Below are 23118 nucleotides of genomic sequence, written 5' to 3' on the forward strand. Positions count from 1 at the left end.
TCCACAAAGGACTGCCGAGGCGGGCGTTTTAATTGCGTTGCCCCGCCTGCGGGACTGAGGCATTCTTTTCCCAGCAGAACCGAGACCACCGAGAGGAGGAGATCGTGACCCGACGGCAAGACCGGAACCCCTGCGGCGCGATCTCCCGCGTCGTTCGCTGAAATTCCCTTTTCTTTCCGAAGAGCTCTTCGCGCCCACCCGCCGCTACCTTGGGTCGGCCGCGGCGAAGAGCGCGGTCTGCGCGTCTGCCCGGGGAGGGGCGGGCGTGCAGACCGCCCCGTTCCGGTAGCTCAGCTGGAGAGAGCGCGGCGCTACGAACGCCGAGGTCCGAGGTTCGAATCCTCGCCGGAACGCCGAAGAGGCGCACAATGGAAGTGTGACCACTGCCGCCGATCCCGTAGCCGGGTACGCCGGGTTCGCCGCCGCGCTGCGCGAAGCCGGTGTCGCCTGCGATGCGCACCGCGTGCAGGCGTACCTCACCGCGGTGGCCGAGATCGACGTCGCCGAACCCACCCAGCTCTACTGGGCCGGGCGGCTGACCCTCTGCTCCAGCCCGGACGACCTCCCGTACTACGAAGAGGCCTTCAGCCAGTGGTTTTCCATCGAGACCACCACGCCGAAGCGGGCGACGTCCGCCGCGCCCAAGAAGGCCCGCATCGCCCCGCTCGCCGACGCCGCAGGCACGGACGCCGAGGGCGGCGAAGGCGCCGACCAGCTGAAAGTCGCCGCCAGCGCCCACGAAGTCCTGCGTCACCGTGACCTCGCCGAGCTCACAACCGCCGAGCGCGAACACCTCCGCGAGCTGCTGGCCACCCTGAAGCCCGCGCTCCCGCAGCGCCCGGCCGCCCGGCGGACGCCGTCGCGGCGCGGCCGCCTCGACCCGTCGCGGACGCTGCGCGCCATGCTGGCCAGCGGCGGCGAACCCCTCCACCTCGTGCACGCCCGGCGCGGCAGGAGGCCACGGCGGGTGGTGCTGCTCATCGACGTCTCCGGCTCGATGAGCCCGTACGCCGACGCGCTGCTGCGGTTCGCCCACGTCCTGACGCGGTCCGCGCCGCCGTCGGTCGAGGTGTTCACGCTCGGCACGCGGCTCACCCGGGTGTCGCGCCAGCTGCGGCAGCGCGACCCGGAACGCGCGATGCTCGCGGCGGGCTCGGCCGTCCCGGACTTCGCCGGCGGGACCCGGCTGGGGGAGACGCTCCAGGCGTTCCTCGACCGGTGGGGACGCCGTGGGGTCGCGCGCCGCGCCGTGGTCACGGTGTTCTCCGACGGCTGGGAACGCGGCGACACCGGCCTGCTCGGCGAGCAGCTCGCACACCTGCGCCGGCTCGCGCACGCCGTGTTCTGGGTGAACCCGCACGCCGGCCGTGCGGGGTACGCTCCGGTCCAGTCGGGCATCGTGGCCGCGCTGCCCCACATCGACCGGCTCCTGGCCGGGCACACCCTGGCCACCTTGGAACGACTGCTCGGGGAGATTTCCGATGCGTGACGTACTGGACGACGTGTTCCGCCGCTGGTCCGCGGGCGAAACCGTGGGGCTCGGCACCGTGGTCGCCACCTTCTCGTCGGCGCCGCGCGCGCCCGGCGCCGCGATGGTCGTCGCGCCGGACGGCACCGTCGCCGGCAGCGTGTCCGGCGGTTGCGTCGAAGGCGCGGTCTACGAGCTCGCGCGGGAGGTCGTCGCCGAGCGCAAGCCGGTGCTGCAGCGCTACGGCGTCAGCGACGACGACGCCTTCGCGGTCGGCCTGACCTGCGGCGGGATCATCGACATCTACGTCGAAGCGGTCGACCGCGAGTCGATGCCGGAGCTCGGCGAGGTCGTCGAGTCGGTGCGCGGCGGCGAGCCGGTCGCGGTCGTCACGATCATCGAGCACGAACACGAAGGCCTGGTCGGCGAGCACATGATCGTGTGGCCGGACCGCACCGCGGGTTCGCTGGGGTCGTCGCGGATGGACGACGCCGTGGCCGACGACGCGCGCGGCCTGCTGGCCAGCGGCCGCACCGGCACCCTGCACTACGGCCCGGACGGCCAGCGCCGCGGCGAGGGCATGGCCGTGTTCGTCAACTCCTTCGAGCCGCCGCCCCGGCTGCTGGTCTTCGGGGCGATCGACTTCGCCGCCGCGATGGCGCGCATGGGCGCCTACCTCGGCTACCAGGTCACGGTGTGCGACGCGCGGCCGGTGTTCGCCACCACCAGCCGGTTCCCGGACGCGCACGACGTCGTCGTCGACTGGCCCCACCGCTACCTGCAGGCGGAGGCCGAGGCGGGCCGGATCGACCGGCGCACGGCGGTCGCGGTGCTCACCCACGACCCGAAGTTCGACGTGCCGCTGCTGGAGGTCGCGCTGCGCCTGGACGTCGGGTACGTCGGCGCGATGGGGTCCCGCAAGACCCACGACGACCGGTTCGCCCGCCTGCGCGAAGCGGGGATCACCGAGGCGGAGCTGGACAGGCTGGCGTCGCCGATCGGGCTCGACCTGGGTGCGCGCACGCCGGAGGAGACGGCCGTGTCGATCGCCGCGGAGATCATCGCGCTGCGGTGGGGCGGCGGGGGCAAGCGGCTCGCGGAGCTCTCGGGGAGGATTCACGGCTGAGCCGCCGGGTGGGCCACAAAGTTCACCCATCCGGACCCTCGCAGATTCGGTTTCCCGGCGCGGATTTTCCCGCATCTGCGGAACAGGTAGTTGAACGTGTGACATCAGGGCTTGTCCGCGCGAAGGTCGCGTAGCACGCTCGGGGATTGTGAGCCCGATCACGGTCGGGCGGGCCGTTCCCGAACCGGCTTTTGGAGGCCTGATGCGCATCACCGTCACCGTCGACGGGACGAAATACACCGACGAAGTCGAGCCCCGCACGCTCCTTGTGCACCACCTACGGGAAAAACTCGGCAAGGTCGGCACCGTCGTCGGCTGCGACACCAGCAACTGCGGCGCCTGCACCGTCCACCTCGACGGGCACAGCGTGAAGTCCTGCTCCGTGCTGGCCGTGCAGGCCGACGGCTGCGAGGTCACCACCGTCGAAGGCCTCGCCCGCGACGGCAAGCTGCACCCGGTGCAGCAGGCTTTTCACGACAACCACGCGCTGCAGTGCGGGTTCTGCACGCCGGGGATGATCATGCAGTCGATCGACCTGCTGGCCGACAACCCCGACCCGGACGAGCAGGCCGTCCGCGAGGGCCTCGAAGGCAACCTGTGCCGCTGCACCGGCTACCAGAACATCGTCCGCGCGGTCCGCGATGCCGCCCAGCACATGAGCCCGGGCGCCGGACCCGAAGCGGAGCGGATCGCCGAGAACAAGCACGTCGGCGTGGGTGGTGACTGATGACCGCCACGATCGAACCGGAGGTCGGGAAGTCCCGTCGCCGCAAGGAGGACGAGCGGCTGATCACCGGCCGCACCCGCTGGACCGACAACATCGCGCTGCCCGGGATGCTGCACCTGGCCGTGCTGCGCAGCCCGTTCGCGCACGCCAAGATCGTCTCGATCGACACGGCCGCGGCGAAGAGCGCGCCCGGCGTCATCGCCGTCTACACCGCGCAGGACCTCGACCCGGACGGCTCGATCGGCATGCCGTGCGCGTGGCCGATCACGCCGGACATGAAGGCGCCACGCCGTCCGGTGCTCGCCGCCGGGACGGTCAACTTCGCCGGTGAAGGTGTCGCCGTCGTCGTCGCGCGCTCGTCCGCCGAAGCGCACGACGCGCTCGAGGAGATCGACGTCGAGTACGACGAGCTGCCGGTCATCCTCGACATGGAAGCCGCCATCGCCGACGGCGCGCCGCTGGTCCACAAGGACCTCGGCACCAACACGAGCGCGGTCTGGAAGTTCGACTCCGCCGAGGCCGGCACCGGCGGCAACGTCGAGGACGCGATCAGCTCGTCGGAGGTCGTGCTCAAGCGCCGCTTCCGCCAGCAGCGGCTCGTCCCGGCGTTCATGGAGCCGCGCGCCTGCGTCGTCGACCCGACCGGCACGCAGATCACCATGTGGTCGGCCACGCAGATCCCGCACATCCTGCGCGTGATGTCGGCGCTGACGCTCGGCATCCCCGAGCACAAGCTGCGCGTGATCGCCCCGGACGTCGGTGGCGGCTTCGGCGGCAAGATCGGCGTCCTGCCGGAAGAGATGATGGCGCTGCTGGTCGCGCAGAAGCTCGGCAAGCCGGTCAAGTGGAACGAGACGCGCTCGGAGACGATGCTCGCCGCGCACCACGGCCGCGACCAGATCCAGGACATCACCATCTCGGCGACCCGCGACGGCCAGGTCACCGGCCTCAAGGTCGAGCTGCTCGCCAACCTCGGCGCCTACAACGGCCTGGTCGGGCCGGGCGTGCCGATCCTCGGCGCGTTCATGTTCAACGCGATCTACAAGATCCCGGCGTACCACTTCGCGTGCACCAACGTGTACACGACGACGACGCTGACCGACGCCTACCGCGGCGCCGGCCGCCCGGAGGCGACGTTCGCGATCGAGCGGATCATGGACGAGCTCGCCGTCGAGCTCGGCATGGACCCCCTGGAGCTGCGCGAGAAGAACTGGATCAAGCACGAGGAATTCCCGTTCACGACCGTGTGCGGGCTGACCTACGACTCCGGCAACTACGAGGCCGCCACCGAGAAGGCGAAGCAGCTCTTCGACTACGAGGGCCTGCGCGCCGAGCAGGAGAAGCGCCGCACGTCGAAGGACAAGGTCCAGCTCGGCATCGGCATCTCGACGTTCACCGAGATGTGCGGGCTCGCGCCGTCGCGGGTGCTCGGCTCGCTGGACTACGGCGCCGGCGGCTGGGAGTACGCGTCGATCCGGATGCTGCCCACCGGGAAGGTCGAGGTCACCACCGGCGCGTCCGCGCACGGCCAGGGCCACGAGACGGCGTGGAGCCAGATCGTCGCCGACCAGCTCGGTGTCGCGTTCGAGGACGTCGAGATCCTGCACGGCGACACGCAGTCGTCGCACAAGGGCCTGGACACCTACGGTTCGCGGTCGCTGGTCGTCGGCGGGATCGCCATCGTCAAGGCCGCGGAGAAGGTCGTCGCCAAGGCCAAGCCGATCGCGGCGCACCTGCTCGAATGCGCCGAGGACGACCTCGAGTTCGCGAACGGCAAGTTCACCGTTCGCGGCACCGAGACGGCCACGACGATCGGTGACGTCGCGCTCGCGGTGTTCGCGGCGCACAACCTGCCCGACGGCGTCGAGCCGTCGCTCGACTCGGACGCGACGTTCGACCCGGAGAACTTCTCGTTCCCGCACGGCACGCACCTGTGCGCCGCCGAGGTGGACACCGAGACGGGCCGGATCAAGCTGCGCTCGTACGTCTGCGTCGACGACGTCGGGGTCGCGGTGAACCCGCTGATCGTGGAGGGCCAGGTGCACGGCGGGCTCGCGCAGGGCATCGCGCAGGCGCTGTTCGAGGGCACCGAGCACGACGAGAGCGGCACGCTGACGACCGGCACGTTCGCCGACTACCTGCTGCCGTCGGCGGCCGACCTGCCGTCGTTCACCACCGACCGCACGGAGACGCCGTCGACGACGAACCCGCTCGGCGCCAAGGGCGTCGGCGAGGCGGGGACCATCGCGTCCACCCCCGCGGTGGTCAACGCGGTGATCGACGCCGTGCGGCCCTTCGGCGTGAACGACATCGAGATGCCGTTGACCCCGATGCGGGTGTGGCACGCCATCCAGCACGGCACCACCGACGCGGGCGGCCCCGGCCGCGGCGAAGCCGGTGGTGGCCTCGGTTCGATCGACGCCACCGGAGGTGCGCAGTGATCCCGGCTCCCTTCGACTACGTCCACCCGTCCACAGTGGACGAAGCGGTCCAGGCGCTGGCGGCGGCGGGCGAGGACGCCAAGGTGCTGGCGGGCGGGCAGAGCCTGCTGCCGGTGCTGCGGATGCGGCTCGCGGCGCCGACCACGCTGATCGACCTCGGGCGCGTCGCCGAACTGCGCGGCGTCCGCGAGGAGAGTGACGACCTGGTGATCGGCGCGATGACCACGCACTACGACGTCCAGCGGGACGCCTTGGTGGCCTCGCACGCGGCGTTGCTCAAGGAGGCGACGGACACGGTCGCCGACCCGCAGATCCGCCACCGCGGGACGTTGGGCGGAGCAATCGCCCACGCCGACCCGGCCGGCGACCTGCTGGCGCCGGTGCTGGCGCTGGACGCCTCGCTCGTGGTGGCCGGGCCGCAGGGACGCCGGACGGTCCCGGCCGCGGACTTCTTCCGCGACCTGTTCACCACCGCGCTGGCACCCGACGAACTGCTGGTCGAGGTCCGCATCCCCAAGCACACGGGGTGGCGGGCGCACTACGAGAAGTTCAACCGCGTCGCCCAGGCGTGGTCGATGGTCGCGGTCGCGGTCACCGTCCGCACCGAAGCGGGGGTCATCGAGGAGGCCCGGGTCGCGCTGACGAATATGGGCTCGACACCGGTCCGCGCCTCGGGTGTCGAGGCGGCACTGGTCGGCGTCCGAGCCTCGGCCGATTCGATCACGGCGGCGGCTTCGCACGCGGCGGAGGGCACGAATCCGCCGGTCGACAGCAATGCCGACGTCGAATACCGCCGTCACCTCGCGGAAGTCCTGACGGGCCGCGCGATCGCGGCGGCCGCGGGAGCCTGACGCTTCACCCTGGCCGCCGCTTCGGCGGCGGCTAGGGTGGGCAGCGGACCCGTCCGCTTTCAGGAAGGAGGTCGGCCCGTGCGGCTCGACCACGAATTCACCGTCCCGGCTCCGATCGGCGAGGTCTGGCAGGCGGTCGTCGACCCCGAGCGCGTCGCCCCGTGCATGCCGGGTGCCACGCTGACCAAGGTCGAAGGGGACAAGTTCAGCGGAACGGTGAAGGTCAAGCTGGGGCCGATTTCGTTGTTGTACAAGGGGAACGGTGAGTTCCTGGAGAAGGACGAAGCCGCGCACAAGGTGACGATCAAGGCCTCGGGCAAGGACTCCCGCGGAGCAGGCACGGCGGCGGCCACGGTGACGCTGACGTTGACGGAGACGGACGGCGGAACCCGCGGAGCGGTGGCGACCGACCTGGCGATCACGGGCAAGCCGGCCCAGTTCGGCCGCGGTTTGATCAGCGAGGTGGGCGGCAAGATCCTGGACACGTTCGCGGGCTGCCTGTCGGGCAAGCTCGCCCCGGCGAAGGAAGCGGCGGCCTCGCAGGCTTCGGCGGGACAGGCAACCGCCCAGGCTGCACCGCCCGAGACGGCGGCGAAGGGCGGTTCGGCTCAGGCCGCGACCGGGAGCGCCGGGGCGAAGGGCGGTCCCGCCCAGCCTGCGCCGGCCGAGACGGCGGCGAAGGGTGGTTCCGCTCAGGCCGCCCCGGCTGAGGACGCACCGGCGGAGGGCGGTCCCGCTCAGGCCGCGAGCGGGAGTGCCGCGGCTAAGGGCGGTTCCGCTCCGGGCGCGTCGGCTCGGGGTGCGTCGGCGAAGGGCGCTCCCGCTGAAGCCGCGTCGGCGAAGGAAGCCTCCTCGGCTGCCGCCGGGGGTGTGCCGGTGGCTGAGGCGGCTGCGAAGCCGGTGGCGGAGCAGGGCACGCCGGCGGCTGCGGGCGAGCCGGTGGCCAAGCCGCAGCCCGCGGTCAAGCCGGCGCCGACCACTCCGGAGATCAACACCGAGCCGAAGGCCAAGGCGGCGGAGCGGCCCGCGCTGCACAGCGTCCCGGCGCCGCCCGAGACCGAAGCGATCGACCTGCTCGACTACGCGGGGCAGTCCGTGCTCAAGCGGGTGGTCCCGGTGCTGGTCGCCGTTACCGCGGTGGCCGGGCTGGTGGCGGTCGTCCGCGCGCTGCGCAAGTGACCGGCCCGCGGCCGGAGGCGCGATTCGGCCTACCCCGATGGTGAGCGGCGCTGACCTGCGCCGATCTACTTAGCGCGGGTCTTCGGGTCGGGGCAATGCCCGCAATTCGCCCGGACTGGCGACGCGGCACGCCGGAACGGCTACGCTGGGCTACCTGGTCGGCCGAACTTCGCGCAAGGGGTACGTCACGATGCCGGTTCGTCACGTCTGTGGCCTCGGCTCTTGAGAGCCCAGGCCGCCGTGCGCCGGGATGCGCTTTCCACCTGGCCGGGCTGGCCTGCGCGATGGGCGATGTGGGGCGGGGCGAAAACCCGCTGGATCGCCTACGCCCTCGGCTGCGAGCTGCTCGCCGTCGTCGCGACCGGTGCCGCGCTGGCGACCGGGTTCGGTGGGCCGGTGCGCCCGGGTTGGTTCGCCGTGCTGGTCGCGCTCGGGGTGGTGCAGGCCGAGATGTCGCGCCGCATCGAGCGGCTGCGCCGGTGGATGAGCGGGCAGACGCACATCAACGTCACGTCCGTCTGGTACCTCGCCGGTGTCGTCCTGCTCCCGCCGGCCTGGGTGGCGCTGCTCGCCGTGGTGCTCTACTCGCACCTGTGGGTGCGGGTGTGGCGGCAGGTGCGGACGCGGCCCGCGCACCGGTTCGTGGCAAGTACGGCCTGGGCGATGCTCTCGTGTTTCGCTGCTTCCTCCGTTCTCGCGGTGCTGGGATTGCACGGAACGCCGTTGCAGACGCCACGCGGGTTGTTCGCGCTCTGCCTGGCGGCCGCGGTGTTCGAGCTGGTGAACGTCGGCCTCGTGGCGGCCGGCATCTACCTGTACACCAGCAAGCGCTCGGCAGCCGACCTGATCGGCACGTGGGAGGACAACGCCTTCGAGCTCGCGACCCTCTGCCTCGGTGGGCTCGCCGCGCTCGCGCTGGTCGAGCAGCCGGTGCTGGTCGTATTCGTCGTGGCGCCGTTGCTGCTGCTGCACCGGTACCTGCTGTTGAAGCAGCAGTTGCAGGTCGCGGCCGTCACGGACGAGAAGACCGGGCTGCTCAACACCGCGGGCTGGCACGAATCCGCGACGCGCGAGCACGCCCGCGTCCAGCGCCGCGGCACCGGCGGGGGTTTCGCGGTGCTGATGATCGACTTGGACCACTTCAAGCGGATCAACGACACGTACGGCCACCTGACCGGCGACGACGTGCTGGCGGCGGTCGCGGTGGCGATTTCGAATTCGGTGCGCCAGGGCGACACGGTCGGCCGGTTCGGCGGTGAAGAGTTCGTGGTGCTGCTGCCGGGTATCGGCCGCGCGGACGTGCTGGCGATCGCCGAGCGGGTGCGGGTGGCGGTGGGGGAGCTGAACGTGGTGATTTCGACGGGCACGGGGACGGTCCGGGTGAGTGGCCTTTCGGTGTCGATCGGGGTGGCGCGGTATCCGGACGCCGGGCCGGCGCTCGATGATGTGCTCCGCACCGCTGATGCCGCGCTGTACCGGGCCAAGGAGGCCGGGCGGAACCAGGTCGCGGTGTAGGACGACCGGATGCGCGAGTGGGTGGCTCGCGGTGGCGAGTCGCGGTGCGCGCGGTGCGCGCGGTGCGGAGGCTGGTCACGACCGGGCTGGGGTTTCGGTCCGCTCGGGTGTGCTGTGGGGGCCTTGCGTTGGCGCGGTTGGTTGGCGCCACCCGGTGTGGAAGGCGGCGAAGGGTGATCGGCGCGATGTGTGCGGGGCGGAGATGCGGTCGCGATAAGCGAGGACGGGTAGACGGCCCGAGCGAGGATGTTGGCCGCGGCTGGTGAGGGTGCGGTTCTAGCTGCGGAGCGAAGGGGCCGGCCTGACCGCGGCCGCTGTGACGTAGGGCGCGAAATACCCCGCCGCGGTGGTCGTTGGACCCTTTATGAGCGGCGCGGATCACGAGACGGATGTTGTGGTCATCGGGGCCGGGCAGGCCGGGTTGTCCGCCGCCTATCACCTGCGGCGGGCCGGGTTCGGGAACCGGAGCGGGTTCGTTGTGCTCGACCACGGGAAGCGGGCCGGGGGTGCCTGGCAGTACCGGTGGCCGTCGCTGGTTCTGGGGAAGGTGCACGGCATCCATGACCTTCCCGGGATGGCTTTCGGCACTCCGGACGTGACGCGTCCCGCCTCCGAAGTCGTCTCCGAGTACTTTGCGCGCTTCGAAAGCGTCTACGACCTTCCCGTGCTCCGGCCCGTCGACGTCCAGTCCGTGACGCGGGCGGGGGAGCGGCTCCTCGTCTCCAGCCCGGCCGAATCGTGGGCCGCGCGGGCCGTCATCAGTGCCACCGGAACCTGGGACCGTCCTTTCTGGCCGCGCTATCCCGGCCAGGAGACCTTCGCCGGGCGGCAGCTGCACACCGCCGACTACGCGGGGCCCGAAGACTTTCGCGATCGACGAGTGGTCGTGGTCGGCGGGGGCGCCTCCGCCGGTCAGCTGCTCATGGAGTTCGCCCCGCTCGCCCGGGCGACCGCCTGGGTCACGCGCCGGCCGCCCGTGTGGCGGGACGAGCCCTTCAGCGAGAACTGGGGACGCAGTGCGGTCGCCAAGGTGGCCGAGCGCGTCCGCGCCGGACTGCCGCCCGAAAGCGTGGTCAGCGTGACGGACCTGGCTGTGACGCCGGAAGTGCGCGCCGCCCGCGCCGCCGGGATCCTCGACCGGCGGCCGATGTTCGAGCGGATCACGCCCGCAGGCGTCGTCTGGGCGGACGGCGAACGGTTCGACGCCGACGTGATCCTGTGGGCCACCGGCTTCCGCGCGGCGATCGATCACCTCGCGCCGCTGCACATCCGGGAGCCCGGTGGCGGGGTCAAAATGGACGGCACGCGGGTGGTGCTCGAGCCACGCCTGCACCTCGTCGGGTACGGGCCCTCGGCGAGCACGGTCGGCGCCAACCGGGCCGGCCGGACCGCGGTGGCGGAGATCCGGAAAATGCTGGGCTGAGGGTCTTCGCCGAAGAGCGAAGTTGCGGGTCGAAGGAGCCATAAACCCAAGCTACCGAACATCTGTGCGAACGCCATCGCTGAATCGGGTGATCGTCGGAATCCGTTGCGCCGCAACGGAAACTCAAGTACAGGAGATCCGCGTAAGCCTTATCGGCGCCGGAACCGGCCGCATCGATTCTCCGCAAGCCAACGATGAGGCATGATCGGAGCATGACCGACGGGACGTACGGCACCCAGCGCAAAGCCGCCGCGCGCAACCGTGTCGCGATCATCGAAGCCGCCCACGAGCTGTTCGCCCAGAACCCGCTGGTGCCGCTGAGCGAAGTCGCCAAGCGCGCCGGGGTCGGCGCGGGAACCCTCTACCGCCACTTCCCGACCCGCGAAGACCTCATCCTCGCCGCCTACCAGCACGACATCGAACGCCTGACCGCCACGGCCGACGAAGTGCTGGCCCGCCATTCGTCCGCGAAGGCCGCCTTCGTCGAGTGGTTCGAGACCCTCGCCGCCTACATCCGCATCAAGCACGGCCTCGGCGACGCGCTGCACAGCGCCGCGGCCCAGGAGCTGATCGACGCTTCCTGGGGGCCGACCTCCGCGGCGGTCAAGAAGCTCGTCGACGCGTGCGTGGCCGAGGGCACCATCGCACCCGGGCACGATCCCGCCGACATCATCATGCTCATGAGCTTCCTGTGGCGGGTCGCGAACAACGACGACGGCGCGGCCCAGGGGCGGCGGCTGATCGCGGCCGTCTTCCACGGCCTCCAGGCGCCGCCGCAGGCCGGCTGACCACCGCCGGTCCCGCGCCACGGAGCAGTATGCCGCTCACCGGCACACGCGCTGAGCTGTGGAAACCGTGAAAAACTCACCCTCTTGACCGATTCAAGGGCAAGACAAGTCTTGTCAGCCGGAACAGGGTCTCGTTACAGTCCGCTTAGTTAGGAAAGTTTCCTAACTGATTCCGACGCCGCAGCCCACCAGCCACCGCCAGGCCCGTAAGGAGCGCGACGTGCCGTCGACCCGACTACGTCCTTTAGCCCGACTCACCCCGGTGATCGCCGCCGTGGTTCTGCTGCCCTCCGCGATCGCCGCGGCCGCCACCACCCAGGCCGCCGATGTCCTGCTGTCCCAGGGAAAGCCCGTCGCCACCTCGACGGTCGAAAGCTCGTCGTACACCGGCGCCAAGGCCGTCGACGGCAGCACCACCACCCGCTGGGCCAGCGCCGAGGGCTCCGACCCGCAGTGGCTGCGGATCGACCTCGGCCAGCCGGCGACCATCCACCGCGTCGTCCTCAACTGGGAGGCCGCGTACGCGAAGAAGTACCGCATCGAGGTCTCCGACGACGGCACGACGTTCACCACCGCCGCCACCATCGACACCGGCGACGGCAAGATCGACGACCTCGGCGGCCTCACCGCCCGCGGCCGTTTCGTGCGCTTCGTCGGCCTCACCCGCGGCACCAGCTACGGGTACTCCTTCTGGGAGATGCAGGTCTTCGGCACCGCGGACTCCTCCGGCGACACCCAGGCCCCGACCACCCCGGCCGGCCTCACCGCGGGCACGGCGACCGCCACAAGCGTCCCGCTGACCTGGGGCGCCGCCACGGACAACGTCGGCGTCACCGGGTACGACATCCTCCGCAACGGCAGCGCGGTCGCCACCAGCGCGACGACGTCCTACACCGACACCGGGCTCGCACCGGCCACGAGCTACACCTACGCGGTCCGCGCCCGCGACGCCGCGGGGAACGTCTCCGCCGCCAGCACGCCCATCACCGTCAAGACCGCCGCCGGGAGCGCGGGGTTCGTCCTCGCCGCGGCCGGTGACATCGCCGAACAGTGCACCGCGAGCAGCTCCAGCTGCGTGCACCCGAAGACCGCGAAGCTCGTCGAAAACATGAACCCCGCGGCCGTGATCACCATGGGCGACAACCAGTACGACGAGCCCACCCTGTCGGACTTCAAGAACTACTACGACAAGACCTGGGGCAAGTTCAAGAGCATCACCCACCCGATCCCGGGCAACCACGAGTCCTACTCCGGGTTCACCGGCTACGACCAGTACTTCGGCGCCATCGCCAAGCCGCAGGGTCAGCGCTACTACAGCTGGGAAATGGGCAACTGGCACTTCATCGCCCTCGACTCCAACGACTTCGTCACCCACGACGAATTCGCCGAGCCGCCCCAGATCACCTGGCTGAAGCAGGACCTGGCCAACAACAAGAAGGGCTGTGTCGCCGCGTACTACCACCACCCGCGGTGGAGCTCCGGCGACCACGGGGACAACACCGACAGCACCGAGCTGTGGAACCTCCTGGTGGACAACAAGGCCGACCTCGTCCTCAACGGCCACGACCACGACTACGAGCGGTTCGTGCCGCAGAACGCCGACGGCAAGGCGGACGCCAACGGGCCGGTCGAGATCGTCGGCGGCAGCGGCGGCGCCAACCTGTACGACCTGAGCCCGGCGCACCCGACCACGGCCAAGCTGCTGAAGACCTTCGGCGTCCTCAAGCTGTCGATGACGGACACCACGTTCCAGACGCAGCTTATCGGCGTCGACGGCAAGGTCCTCGACAGCAGCCCGACCTACACCTGCCACTAGGAGGCCCGGGCATGTACATCGCGGCGAGCCGTACCTCGGACCTGGCGTCCGGGACCGACCGCAAACCGGCGCTGAAGCGGGTGTCCGCCAACGTGGTGGCGCTCGGGATGGTCAGCCTGGTCACCGACGTCTCGTCGGAGATGGTCACCGCCGTCCTCCCGCTCTACCTGGTGCTCGGCCTGGGCCTGAACCCGCTGCAGTTCGGGCTGCTCGACGGGCTCTACGCCGGCGCCACCGCGGTCGTGCGGGTGCTCGGCGGCCACCTCGCCGACCGGTGGCGGCGGCTCAAGGCGGTCGCCGGGTTCGGGTACGGCTTGTCCGCGGTGTGCAAGCTCGGCCTGGTCGCCGCCGGTTCGTCGGTCGCGGCCATCGGCCTGGTCCTCGCCGCCGACCGCACCGGCAAGGGGCTGCGCACCGGCCCGCGTGACGCGCTCATCTCGCTGTCCAGCGAGCCGGCGACCCTCGGCCGGTCGTTCGGGGTGCACCGGGCGATGGACACCGTCGGCGCGTTCCTCGGCCCGCTGGTGGCGATGGCGGTGCTCGCGCTGAGCCTCGGCAGCTACACCAGCGTGTTCTTCACCAGCTTCTGCATCGCGGCCATCGCGGTCCTGCTGCTGGCCCTGTTCGTCCGCGACCGGCCCGGCAGCGTCGACCGCGCGGCGGTGTCCGCACGAGCCGCGTTCGGCCTGCTGAAGCAGCAGGACTTCCGGCGCGTGGCGCTCTGGGCGGCCCTACTGGGCCTGGTCACGGTCGGCGACTCGTTCGTCTACCTGATCCTGCAGCGCCGCTGGGAGATCGCGGCGACGTACTTCCCGCTGCTGCCACTGGGCACGGCCGGGGTCTACCTGCTGCTGGCCGTGCCGCTCGGCAAGCTCGCCGACCGCGTCGGCCGCTGGCCGGTGTTCCTCGGCGGGCACGCGGCCCTGTGCCTGGCCCTGGTGCTGCTCTGCGGCCCGCGGGCGGGGCTGTGGCTCGCCGTCGTCGCGCTCGGCCTGCACGGCGTGTTCTACGCGGCCACCGACGGCGTCCTGATGGCCGCGGCCGGTCCGCTCATCCCGGCCGGCCTGCGCGCCACCGGGCTGGCCGTGGTGCAGACGGGCCAGGCCGTGGCCCGGATGCTCTCCTCCGTCCTCTTCGGACTGGCGTGGACGCTTTGGGACCTGCGGCCCGCGGTGCTCATCGCCGCGGTCTGCCTGGCCGCCGTCGCCCTCGCCGCCGCCTTGGCGAAACCGGTGCGCCCGTGAAGAAACTCGTCCTCGCCCTCGCGGGTTCGGCCCTCCTGGTCGCCGCGGCCGTCACCTACGCGGTCAGCGCCCGGCACGACACCGCGGCGGCCGAACCCGCCGCCGCGGTGACCCTGGCGCCCGGCCAGTTGCTGTTCCGCGACACGGCGACCGGCCGCGTCGGCGCCGTCCCCCTCGGTCTGCCTGATAAGAAACCGCAGCTCAGCGGCCTGAAATGCGATCGCTTCGCGGTGGCGAAGCAGACGGCGGTGTGCCTGGCCGTCCGGCCCGGCACGCTCCCGGCCATCACCGACGTCTCCGTCCTCGACGACCACCTCGCCGTCCGCCACACCGAAGCCCTGCCCGGCACGCCGAGCCGCGCGCGTGTTTCGCCGGACGGCAAACGCGTCTACTGGACGCTGTTCGTCACGGGTGACTCCTACGCCCAGACCGGTTTCTCGACCCGCGCCGGGCTCTACGACGTCGAGACCGGGCGCCTGGTCAAGACGATCGAAGAGCTGCCGGTCTTCAAGGACGGCAACCGCTACTTCGCGGCCGACGTCAACTACTGGGGCATCACCTTCGCCCCCGACGGCAACCGCTTCTACGCCACCCTCGGCAGCAAGGGCCGGACCTACCTCGTCGAAGCCGACTTCGGGCGGTACCGGGGCAAAACCCTCCGCGAGAACGTCGAATGCCCGTCGCTGTCCCCGGACGGCAAGCGGATCGCCTTCAAGAAGAAGGTCGGCGACGGCGTCTGGCGGCTGTCGGTGCTGGACCTCGCGAGCATGAAGGAAACCGAGCTCGCCGAGGCCCGCAGCGTCGACGACCAAGCTCTCTGGCAGGACGACCGCACAATCCTCTACGGGCTGGACAACGCCGTCTGGGCGGTCCCGGCCGACGGCTCCGGCGCGCCGCGGCAGCTCCACGCCGGAGCGGCGTCGCCGGCCGTCACTCAGGACCCGAGGTAACGCACCTGGCCGCCCTTTCCGCGCTCGTACTCGTCGCGCCCGGCCAGGTGCTCCGGCACGCCGACCTCCCACCAGGCCCCGGCTTCGGTCCAGGTCGACGGCTGCGTCTTCACCACGACGACGGCCGGGCGCCGCTCCGCGACCGCCGCCTCACGAGCCGACGCGTAGGCCGATCGCAGTGAATCCACAGTGGACGCCGTGAACACCAGGCAGCCCAGGGATTCCGCGTGGCGGGCGAAGTCGACTCGCGGCGGCGAAGCGTGCGAAGTGGTGCAGTCGGCGTAGAAGTTGTTGAACGGCTTGCCGCCCTGGCCCTGCTGGAGACGGGCGATCACCGCGTACCCGTCGTTGTCGCACACCACCGCGACGAACGGATGGCCCGCGAACGCGGCCGAGAACAGCTCCGAGTTCAGCATCAGGTACGAGCCGTCACCCAGCAGGGTCGTCACCAGGCCCGGGTGGGCGATCGCCGCGCCCCACGCGCCGGACAGCTCGTAGCCCATGCAGGAAAACCCGTACTCGACGTCCATCGAGACCGAGCCGGACCCGCGCCAACCGCCGATCAGCTCACCGGGCAGCCCGCCGGAGGCCGTCATGACGTAGTCGTGGTCGTCTGACAGCGTGTTCACGACGCCGATCACCTGCGCGTACGACGGCAGCTCGCCCGAAGGGGAGCGCAGCGAGTCGATGTGCGCGTCCCAAGACGCCCGCTCGGCGGCGGCCCGGGACGTCCATTCCGCGTCCACGCGCCAGCTCTCCAGCTGGGCGGCCAGGTCGGCCAGGCCCGCGTCGGCGTCGCCGACCACCGACAGGGCGCCGTGCTTCACCGCGTCGAACCGGGCCGCGTTGAGCGACACCAGCCGGACGTCGGGGGCGAAGACGGTCCAGGACGCCGTCGTAAAGTCCTGCAGCCGCGTCCCCACCGCGAACACGACGTCCGCGGCCGCCGCGACGACGTTCGCCGACGTCGAGCCGGTGATGCCCAGCGGCCCGGCGTGCAGCGGATGCTCGTGCGGCACCAGCGTCCGGCCCGCCGTGGTCTCCACGAGCGGGATTCCGTGGCGCTCGGCGAACTCGAGCGCGCGCTGTCCGGCGCCGGAGTACCGGACGCCGCCGCCGAGCACCAGCAGCGGCCGCTTCGCCGCCCGCAACACCCCGGCCGCCTCGGTGACCGCACGCCGGTCCGGGCGGGGGCGCAGCGGGCGGTGCGTCACCGGCTCGAACAGCGCGTCCGGGAAGTCGTAGGTCTCGGCCTGGACGTCCTGCGGCAGGGCGAGGGTCACCGGTCCGGCGTCGGCCGGGTCCGTGAGCACCCGCGCGACCTGCGGAAACGTCGAAATCAGCTGTTCGGGCCGGGTGATCCGGTCGAAGTAGCGCGAGACCGCGCGGAAGGCGTCGTTGACCGTTGCCGTCGCATCGCCGAACGGTTCAATCTGCTGCAGCACCGGGTCCGGCGCCCGGTTGGTGAACGTGTCGCCCGGCAGCAGCAGCACCGGCAGCCGGTTCGCGTGGGCGACGCCGGCCGCGGTGACCATGTTCAGGGCGCCCGGCCCGATCGACGACGTCACGACGCCGACCTGCCGCCGGTGCGTGGCCTTCGCGTACCCGACCGCGGCCAGGGCCATGCCCTGCTCGGTGTGCCCGCGCCAGACCGGGAGGTCGCCGCGGTGTTCCTCCAGCGCGGTGCCGAGGCCGAGGACGTTGCCGTGCCCGAAGATCGCGAACACGCCGGGGAACAGCGGGACTTCGCGCCCGTCGAGGGTTTCCGAGCGCTGGGCGAGGATCCAGCGGACCAGCGCCTGAGCCGTCGTCAGCTTCACTGAACACGTCCTTCGTGACTCGTGACGGGACAACGCGGGTCGAAGTCCTGCGTTGCCCACGTGTCGCGGACCCAGCCGTGCGCGGGGTCGTCGCAGAACGCCATGGACCGCTCTTCGGCCGGCCCGGCCAGGACGTTCAGGTAGTACATCGGGTAACCCGGCGCGGCCACGCACGGCCCGTGGTAGCCGCGCGGGATGAGGAAGACGTCGTGGTCGCGCACGGCGACGTCCTCGTCCAGCTCGCCGTCGGCGGTGTACGTCCGGTGCAGGCCGAAGCCTTCTCGGGACGGTGTCACGCCGTCGCGGCCGGCGATGCGGAAGTAGTAGATCTCTTCGTTGACGACCTCGCACTCGGTCGCTTCGTCGTGCTTGTGCGGCGGGTAGGACGACCAGTTGCCGCCCGGCGTGATCAGCTCGCACGCGTTGAGCTTGTCGGCGTGGTCCCACACGCCGGGCACGCCGAAGTTGGTGACCTGCCGCGTCGCCTGCCCGGCGCCGCGCACCTCCACCGGCACGTCTTCGGCGGGGCCGTACTTCGGGTCGAGACGCCGGGTGCAGCGCGCCATCGGCAGGGCGACTTCCAAGCCCTCCTTTGTCGACAACTCGACTTCGGCCTCCCGGGGGACGTACGCGAAGTCCGTCACGCGCGTGAAGACCGAGTCGCGGCCGCGGAGTTCGAAGACCTGGCCGTCGACCCGGACGGTCGCGGACCCGGCCAGGGGCAGCACGAAGGCTTCGAACTCGCCGGTGTGCAGAAGTCGCGTCTCGCCGGGGGCCAGGGAGAGCACCCGCAGCCCGGAGTACCGCCACCCGGCGGTGTCCGGGGTCAGCCGGACCGGGTCGGCGTCGTCGGACAGTGTTCCGAGTGGACGGTGCAGCTTGCTCACTTCGCGGCCTCCAGAGCTTTCGCGGCAGCTTCGACATTTCCCGCAGTCGTCCCGGGTGCGGACGCGAGAGTGACCGACGGCGCCAGGGCCTCCGGCAGCTCGATCAGGGCGACCAGACCGTACGCGGCCAGCTCGGTGACCGCGTCGGCGCAGGCCTGCCGGACCGCGCCCGGGTTCGTGGCGCGGACGTGCAGGAGCTCCTGTCACCGCTCGTCCGTGAGGATCACAGCAGTTCCTCGATCTCCCCGGCGGTCGGCATGGCGTCGGCGCAGGCCAGCCGGGACGCGACGAGCGCGCCCGCGGCGTTCGCGTACTCCGCGATCCGCACCGGGTCCCAGCCCGACAGCAGACCGTGGATCAGCGCGCCACCGAAACCGTCGCCGGCACCGAGGCCGCAGACGACCTCGACGCGCTGCGGCGGCACCGTCCAGCGGCCGTCCGGGGTCGCCACGAGGACGCCTTCGGCGCCCTTCTTGATCACCGCCAGGCGCAGCCCGCGCGCCAGCATCCGGTCCGCGGCCTCGTCCGGGTCCGCGGTGCCGACGGCGACCTCAGCCTCGGTGCGGTTGCCGACCGCGACCGTGACGTGGTCGAGCAGCCCGCCGATCTCGGCGCGCGCCTGCTCGACCGACGGCCAGAACATCGGCCGGTAGTCCAGGTCCAGGACGGTGTGCTCCCGCCGCCCGCGGGCCTCGAGGATCTTTCGCTGGGTCGCCCGCGCGGGCTCCACGGAGACGCCGGTGCCGGTGACCCACAGCAGCGGCACCGACTCGACGACGTCCCAGGGCACGTCCTCGTCGGTCAGCGTGAGGTCGGGCGCGATCGGGGAGCGGTAGAACAGCAGCGGCGGGTCCGCGGGCGGGTTCAGCTCGCAGAACACGACCGGCGTCTGCAGGTCCGGCGAGGTGCCCACGAACTCCGGCGAGACGCCGAAGCCGTCGAGGGCCTGCCGCACGTAGTCGCCGAAGCCGTCCGGGCCGACCTTGGTGAGCACCGCCGTGCGCCGGCCGAGCCGCGCGGCGGCGACCGCGACGTTGGTCGCGGTCCCGCCGAGCGACTTGGCGAACGTGCTGACCCCGGCCAGCGGGACGCCGCTCTGCTCGGGGTACAGGTCGACCCCCACCCGGCCGATCGTCAGCGCTTCGAGACTCACGCCTTCTCCACCTGCCGCAGCTCGTGTTCGAGGGCTTCCAGTTCGGCACCGCCCGCCATCTGCCGGGTCAGCTCGTTGATGTCGATCTCGGACTTCTCGTAGTGCCCGAGCGCGGCACCCCGCTTGAGCAGCAGGAACCGGTCGGCGACCGGGTACGCGTGGTGCGGGTTGTGCGTGATGAGCACGACGCCGAGGCCGCGATCCCGGGCCTGGGCGACGTACTTCAGCACGACCCCGGCCTGCTTGACCCCGAGGGCCGCCGTCGGCTCGTCGAGGATCAGCACCTTCGCGCCGAAGTACACCGCCCGCGCGATCGCGACGCACTGGCGCTCGCCACCCGAGAGCGTGCCGACCGGCTGCTCGACGTCACGCAGGTCGATGCCCATGTCGGACAACGCCTTCTTCGTCGTCTCACGGCCCTTCTTCCGGTCGAGCATCTTGAAGGGTCCGAACCCGGTCGTCGGCTCGGAGCCGAGGAAGAAGTTGCGCCAGACGCTCATCAGCGGCACCACGGCGAGGTCCTGGTACACGGTCGCGATGCCGCGGTCGAGGGCCTCCCGCGGCGAGGAGAACCGCACCGGCTCGCCCTCGACGAGGAACTCGCCGCGGTCGTGCTGGTGCACCCCGGCCAGGATCTTGATCAGCGTGGACTTCCCGGCGCCGTTGTCGCCGAGCACGCAAGTGACCTCGCCCGCATTGACCACTGTGGACACATCGCGCAGCGCGATCACGCTGCCGTACGTCTTCCCGATGTCGCGGACTTCCAGCAGGCTCATCGGCGTACCCTCTCCGCGCGGCGCCGGAACGCGTTGTTGACCAGGACCGCGGCCAGCAGCATGACGCCGAGGAACAGCATGAACCAGTCGCTGTTCCACTGCGCGAACACGATGCCCTGGCGCGCCATGCCGAAGATCAGCGCGCCGATCGCCGCGCCCACCGCCGAGCCGAACCCGCCGGTGAGCAGGCAGCCGCCGATCACCGCCGCGATGATGTACTGGAACTCCAGCCCGATGCCCTGGTTCGCCTGCACGCTGGCGAAGCGCAGGATGTTGATCGAGCCGACCAGCCACGCGCCGAGCGCGGTGCCCATGAACAGCAGGATCTTCGTGCGCACCACCGGAACGCCGACCGAACGGGCCGACACCTGCGACCCGCCGACCGCGAAGATCCAGTTGCCGAACCGGGTCCGCACCAGCAGCCACGCGGCGATCGCGGTGACCACGATCCACCAGACGATCGAGGACTGGAATTCCGTGCCGCCGATGGCGAACGTCGAGGCGAACAGCCCGCCGGCCGACTCGTAGCCGCTGGTCGAGCGCATGCCCGAAACCTGGACGGTGTTGGTGACCAGCCGCGTCACGCCGAGGTTGAGCCCCTGCAGGGCCAGGAACGAGCCGAGCGTGACGATGAAGCTGGGCAGCCCCGTCTTCATCACCAGCCAGCCGTTGAACGCGCCGACGCCGAGCGCGAAGGCCAGCGACGCCAGCAGCGCGAGCCAGACGTTCCAGCCCGCCTGCGTCGCCAGGATCGCGGTGACCAGCGACGTCGACGCCGTCATCACGCCCGCCGAGAGGTCGAACTCGCCGCCGACCATGAGCAGCGCGACCACGACGGCCATGATGCCCAGCGTCGAGGAGTCGTCGAGCCAGGTCGCCACGCCCAGCGGGCTGAGGAACTGGCCGGTGACCACGGAGAAGAAGACGAAGACCAGCACGGCTCCGAGGAGCGCGCCGATTTCGGGGCGGACGACCAGGCGGTCGGTCAGCCCTTTCTTGGCGACGCGCTCGTCGGGCTGTGCCTGGATAGCTGCGGTCATCGCGTGCCGCGCTGCGCGTACGGGGCGATGGTGTCGATGTTGGTCTTGTCGACGAAGCCCGGGCCGGTCTGGACGGGCTTGCCGCCGCCGATGGTGTTGCCGTTTTCCTTGTACAGCTTCAGGAACACGATCGGCAGGTAGCCCTGCTCGTACTGCTGCTGGTCGACGGCGAAGAGGATGCTGCCGTCCTTGATGGCCGCCACGACGTCGGCGTTCAGGTCGAAGGTGGCCACCTGGGCCTTGGAGCTCGCTTCCTTCGCGGCGGCGACGGCACGGGCCGCGACCTGCGAGTTCAGCGCCAGCACGGCGTCGATCGACGGGTCGGACTGCAGCGCACCGCGGATCCGCGCTTGCGCGTCGGTCGGGTTGGAGATGTCGACCTGCAGCGTCGTGACGTCGCCGAAGGCCTGCTTCGCGCCGTCGCAGCGCTGGTTCTGGCCGATGTTGCCGGCTTCGTGGATGACGCACAGCAGCTTGGTCTTGCCTGCCGCCTTGAGCCGCTGGCCGGCGCCCTGGCCCGCCAGGCCTTCGCTCTGCCCGACGTGCGCGATCGCGCCGAACTGGGCGCTGAAGTCCTCACCGGAGTTGATGGTGATGACCGGGATGCCCGCCTTCACCGCGTTCTGGATCGACGTCTGCAGGGCCTGGGGGTTCGCCATCGAGACGACCAGGCCGCCGACCTTCTGCGCGACCGCGTTGTCGATCAGCCGGGCCTGGTTGCCCGGGTCGCCGTCGGCGAAGTAGTCGACGCCGACGTTCAGATCCTTGCCCGCCTGCTCGGCGCCGTTCTTGACGACGTTCCAGAAGGCGTCGCCGGCGCTGCCGTGGGTGACCACGGCGACCTTCAGCGGGCCGCCCGCGTTCGGGGCCGCGGCGGTCGCGGAGCTGGGGCTGCTGCTCTTCGAGTTGTCGGCGGTGGGGCCGCTGCAGGCGGCGAGGACGAGCCCGGCGGCGGCGATCGCCGCCACACCGGCCAGCTTCTTGAGAGGGAACACAGTCACTCCTTTGGGACCAGGATTCAGAGGGAGTCGGTGATCTTCGCGAGGTGGGCCAGGCTGCGCTCGGTGTCCCGCCGGGGTACGTCGTCGGGGCTCTCCTCGCCGAGGGCGGTGTCCTGTTCGAGGACGTACCAGCCGTCGTAGCCGGCGGCCTGGACGGAGCGCACCATCGCCGCCACGTCCACGTCGCCCTCGCCGAGCGGGGTGTACATGCCCCGCCCGACCGCGTCGGTGTAGGCCAGCCGGCCCGCGCGGACCTCGGCCGCCAGGTCTTCCCGGACGTCCTTGAGATGCACGTGTCCCACCCGTTCGGGGTACCGCTTCGCCAGCTCCACCGGATCCGTCCCGCCGATCATCAGGTGCCCGGTGTCGAGGCACAACCCGAGATCGGAATCGGCGAGGAAGCGCTCGACCTCGGCCTGCTGCTCCACGTGCGTCCCGACGTGCGGGTGCAGCACCGTGCGCAGGCCGTGGGCGGTGGCGATGTCGCGGATCTTGCCGGCCGTCTCGACGAGCGTCGCCCATTCGGCGTCGCTGAGCCGCGGGCGCTCGTCGTAGCCGTCGAGGCCGGTCGCGGCGGCGAGGACCAGGACGTCACCCCCGCAGGCGGCGAAGAGCGCGGCGGACTCTTCGGCTTCCTCGAGGGCGTTCTGCTGGTTCTCGTGGAGGACGACGGCGAGAAAACCGCCGACGAGCGTCAAGTCGTACCCGGCGAGCAGCTCGCGCAGGGCGGCGGGCTCGCGCGGGAGGTACCCGGGCGGCCCCAGCTCGGTGGCCTGGACGCCGAGCGCCGCCATCTCGCCGAGCACGGTGGCCGCGTCCAGCACCCGGCCCCAGCCCGGGACTTCGCAGACACCCCAGGAGATCGGCGCGGCCGCTACTCGGATCGTCGCTGTCACAAGGGGCCTCCGTTGGT

Annotated in this window: 19 protein-coding genes and 1 tRNA gene; 13 read left to right on the top strand and 7 right to left on the bottom strand. The window is 71.2% G+C overall.

The features are described 5' to 3' along the window. Positions 1-279 precede the first annotated feature (279 nt). The 13 genes from ACFPLC_RS24305 (at position 280) to ACFPLC_RS24365 (ending at position 15528) form a co-directional block, all read left to right on the top strand. A tRNA-Arg gene (locus ACFPLC_RS24305) sits at positions 280-353 on the top strand. A gap of 23 nt (positions 354-376) precedes the next feature. Continuing rightward, positions 377-1489, top strand: coding sequence for a vWA domain-containing protein (locus tag ACFPLC_RS24310; protein WP_378204468.1), 1113 nt, complete (start codon positions 377-379; stop codon positions 1487-1489). Further along, positions 1482-2594: an XdhC family protein gene (locus ACFPLC_RS24315; RefSeq protein WP_378204471.1), complete on the top strand. Its 1113-nt coding sequence runs from the start codon at positions 1482-1484 to the stop codon at positions 2592-2594. Before ACFPLC_RS24310 ends, ACFPLC_RS24315 begins: the two co-directional genes overlap by 8 nt. Before the next feature lie 202 nt (positions 2595-2796). Beyond that, complete coding sequence (locus ACFPLC_RS24320) at positions 2797-3321, top strand: (2Fe-2S)-binding protein (RefSeq protein ID WP_325152881.1); 525 nt, start codon at positions 2797-2799, stop codon at positions 3319-3321. Continuing rightward, the gene (locus tag ACFPLC_RS24325; protein WP_378204474.1) at positions 3321-5762 is read left to right on the top strand and encodes a xanthine dehydrogenase family protein molybdopterin-binding subunit; all 2442 of its coding nucleotides are present in this window, start codon (positions 3321-3323) and stop codon (positions 5760-5762) included. Before ACFPLC_RS24320 ends, ACFPLC_RS24325 begins: the two co-directional genes overlap by 1 nt. After that, positions 5759-6613, top strand: coding sequence for an FAD binding domain-containing protein (locus tag ACFPLC_RS24330; RefSeq protein WP_378204477.1), 855 nt, complete (start codon positions 5759-5761; stop codon positions 6611-6613). The genes ACFPLC_RS24325 and ACFPLC_RS24330 overlap by 4 nt, the downstream gene beginning before the upstream one ends. A 78-nt stretch (positions 6614-6691) precedes the next feature. Further along, a complete protein-coding gene (locus ACFPLC_RS24335; RefSeq protein WP_378204480.1) occupies positions 6692-7792 on the top strand; it encodes an SRPBCC family protein in 1101 nt (366 codons plus the stop codon). Between the two features lie 291 nt (positions 7793-8083). Further along, positions 8084-9307 carry a GGDEF domain-containing protein gene (locus tag ACFPLC_RS24340; protein WP_378204536.1) on the top strand — a complete coding sequence of 408 codons (1224 nt, stop codon included), beginning with the start codon at positions 8084-8086 and terminating at the stop codon, positions 9305-9307. A gap of 364 nt (positions 9308-9671) precedes the next feature. Then, positions 9672-10730 carry an NAD(P)-binding domain-containing protein gene (locus ACFPLC_RS24345; protein ID WP_378204483.1) on the top strand — a complete coding sequence of 353 codons (1059 nt, stop codon included), beginning with the start codon at positions 9672-9674 and terminating at the stop codon, positions 10728-10730. 212 nt (positions 10731-10942) lie between these two features. After that, positions 10943-11518 carry a TetR/AcrR family transcriptional regulator gene (locus tag ACFPLC_RS24350; protein WP_378204486.1) on the top strand — a complete coding sequence of 192 codons (576 nt, stop codon included), beginning with the start codon at positions 10943-10945 and terminating at the stop codon, positions 11516-11518. A gap of 262 nt (positions 11519-11780) precedes the next feature. Beyond that, positions 11781-13334, top strand: coding sequence for a discoidin domain-containing protein (locus ACFPLC_RS24355; protein ID WP_378204489.1), 1554 nt, complete (start codon positions 11781-11783; stop codon positions 13332-13334). An 11-nt stretch (positions 13335-13345) separates the two neighbouring features. Continuing rightward, positions 13346-14578, top strand: a complete 1233-nt coding sequence (locus ACFPLC_RS24360; protein WP_378204491.1) for an MFS transporter — start codon at positions 13346-13348, stop codon at positions 14576-14578. Then, positions 14575-15528, top strand: a complete 954-nt coding sequence (locus ACFPLC_RS24365; protein WP_378204494.1) for a TolB family protein — start codon at positions 14575-14577, stop codon at positions 15526-15528. The genes ACFPLC_RS24360 and ACFPLC_RS24365 overlap by 4 nt, the downstream gene beginning before the upstream one ends. On the opposite strand, the gene iolD is transcribed toward ACFPLC_RS24365, so the two are convergent. The 7 genes from iolD to ACFPLC_RS24400 all read right to left on the bottom strand — a co-directional run bounded on the left by iolD (position 15513) and on the right by ACFPLC_RS24400 (position 23101). Beyond that, entirely contained in the window at positions 15513-17348 is a 1836-nt protein-coding gene (iolD, locus tag ACFPLC_RS24370; RefSeq protein ID WP_378204497.1) for a 3D-(3,5/4)-trihydroxycyclohexane-1,2-dione acylhydrolase (decyclizing), read from the bottom strand. The genes ACFPLC_RS24365 and iolD overlap by 16 nt on opposite strands. Further along, positions 17345-18235, bottom strand: a complete 891-nt coding sequence (gene iolB / locus ACFPLC_RS24375; RefSeq protein ID WP_378204500.1) for a 5-deoxy-glucuronate isomerase — start codon at positions 18233-18235, stop codon at positions 17345-17347. The genes iolD and iolB overlap by 4 nt, the downstream gene beginning before the upstream one ends. 223 nt (positions 18236-18458) lie before the next feature. Then, positions 18459-19388, bottom strand: a complete 930-nt coding sequence (gene iolC / locus ACFPLC_RS24380) for a 5-dehydro-2-deoxygluconokinase (RefSeq protein WP_378204503.1) — start codon at positions 19386-19388, stop codon at positions 18459-18461. Then, complete coding sequence (locus tag ACFPLC_RS24385) at positions 19385-20164, bottom strand: ATP-binding cassette domain-containing protein (protein WP_378204506.1); 780 nt, start codon at positions 20162-20164, stop codon at positions 19385-19387. Before ACFPLC_RS24385 ends, iolC begins: the two co-directional genes overlap by 4 nt. Then, positions 20161-21204, bottom strand: coding sequence for an ABC transporter permease (locus ACFPLC_RS24390; RefSeq protein ID WP_191310396.1), 1044 nt, complete (start codon positions 21202-21204; stop codon positions 20161-20163). Before ACFPLC_RS24390 ends, ACFPLC_RS24385 begins: the two co-directional genes overlap by 4 nt. Further along, a complete protein-coding gene (locus ACFPLC_RS24395; RefSeq protein WP_378204509.1) occupies positions 21201-22199 on the bottom strand; it encodes a sugar ABC transporter substrate-binding protein in 999 nt (332 codons plus the stop codon). The genes ACFPLC_RS24390 and ACFPLC_RS24395 overlap by 4 nt, the downstream gene beginning before the upstream one ends. Before the next feature lie 23 nt (positions 22200-22222). Then, a complete protein-coding gene (locus ACFPLC_RS24400) occupies positions 22223-23101 on the bottom strand; it encodes a TIM barrel protein (protein ID WP_378204512.1) in 879 nt (292 codons plus the stop codon). Positions 23102-23118: the final 17 nt, after the last annotated feature.

It is taken from the genome of Amycolatopsis plumensis, assembly GCF_042652605.1.
Taxonomy (GTDB): domain Bacteria; phylum Actinomycetota; class Actinomycetes; order Mycobacteriales; family Pseudonocardiaceae; genus Amycolatopsis; species Amycolatopsis plumensis.

Coding starts and splice junctions, on each gene's coding strand:
- ACFPLC_RS24315 (WP_378204471.1), top strand. CDS start 1,482: ATGCGTGACGTACTGGACGACGTGTTCCGCCGCTGGTCCGCGGGCGAA.
- ACFPLC_RS24320 (WP_325152881.1), top strand. CDS start 2,797: ATGCGCATCACCGTCACCGTCGACGGGACGAAATACACCGACGAAGTC.
- ACFPLC_RS24325 (WP_378204474.1), top strand. CDS start 3,321: ATGACCGCCACGATCGAACCGGAGGTCGGGAAGTCCCGTCGCCGCAAG.
- ACFPLC_RS24340 (WP_378204536.1), top strand. CDS start 8,084: ATGTGGGGCGGGGCGAAAACCCGCTGGATCGCCTACGCCCTCGGCTGC.
- ACFPLC_RS24345 (WP_378204483.1), top strand. CDS start 9,672: ATGAGCGGCGCGGATCACGAGACGGATGTTGTGGTCATCGGGGCCGGG.
- ACFPLC_RS24350 (WP_378204486.1), top strand. CDS start 10,943: ATGACCGACGGGACGTACGGCACCCAGCGCAAAGCCGCCGCGCGCAAC.
- ACFPLC_RS24360 (WP_378204491.1), top strand. CDS start 13,346: ATGTACATCGCGGCGAGCCGTACCTCGGACCTGGCGTCCGGGACCGAC.
- ACFPLC_RS24385 (WP_378204506.1), bottom strand. CDS start 20,164: ATGAGCCTGCTGGAAGTCCGCGACATCGGGAAGACGTACGGCAGCGTG.
- ACFPLC_RS24390 (WP_191310396.1), bottom strand. CDS start 21,204: ATGACCGCAGCTATCCAGGCACAGCCCGACGAGCGCGTCGCCAAGAAA.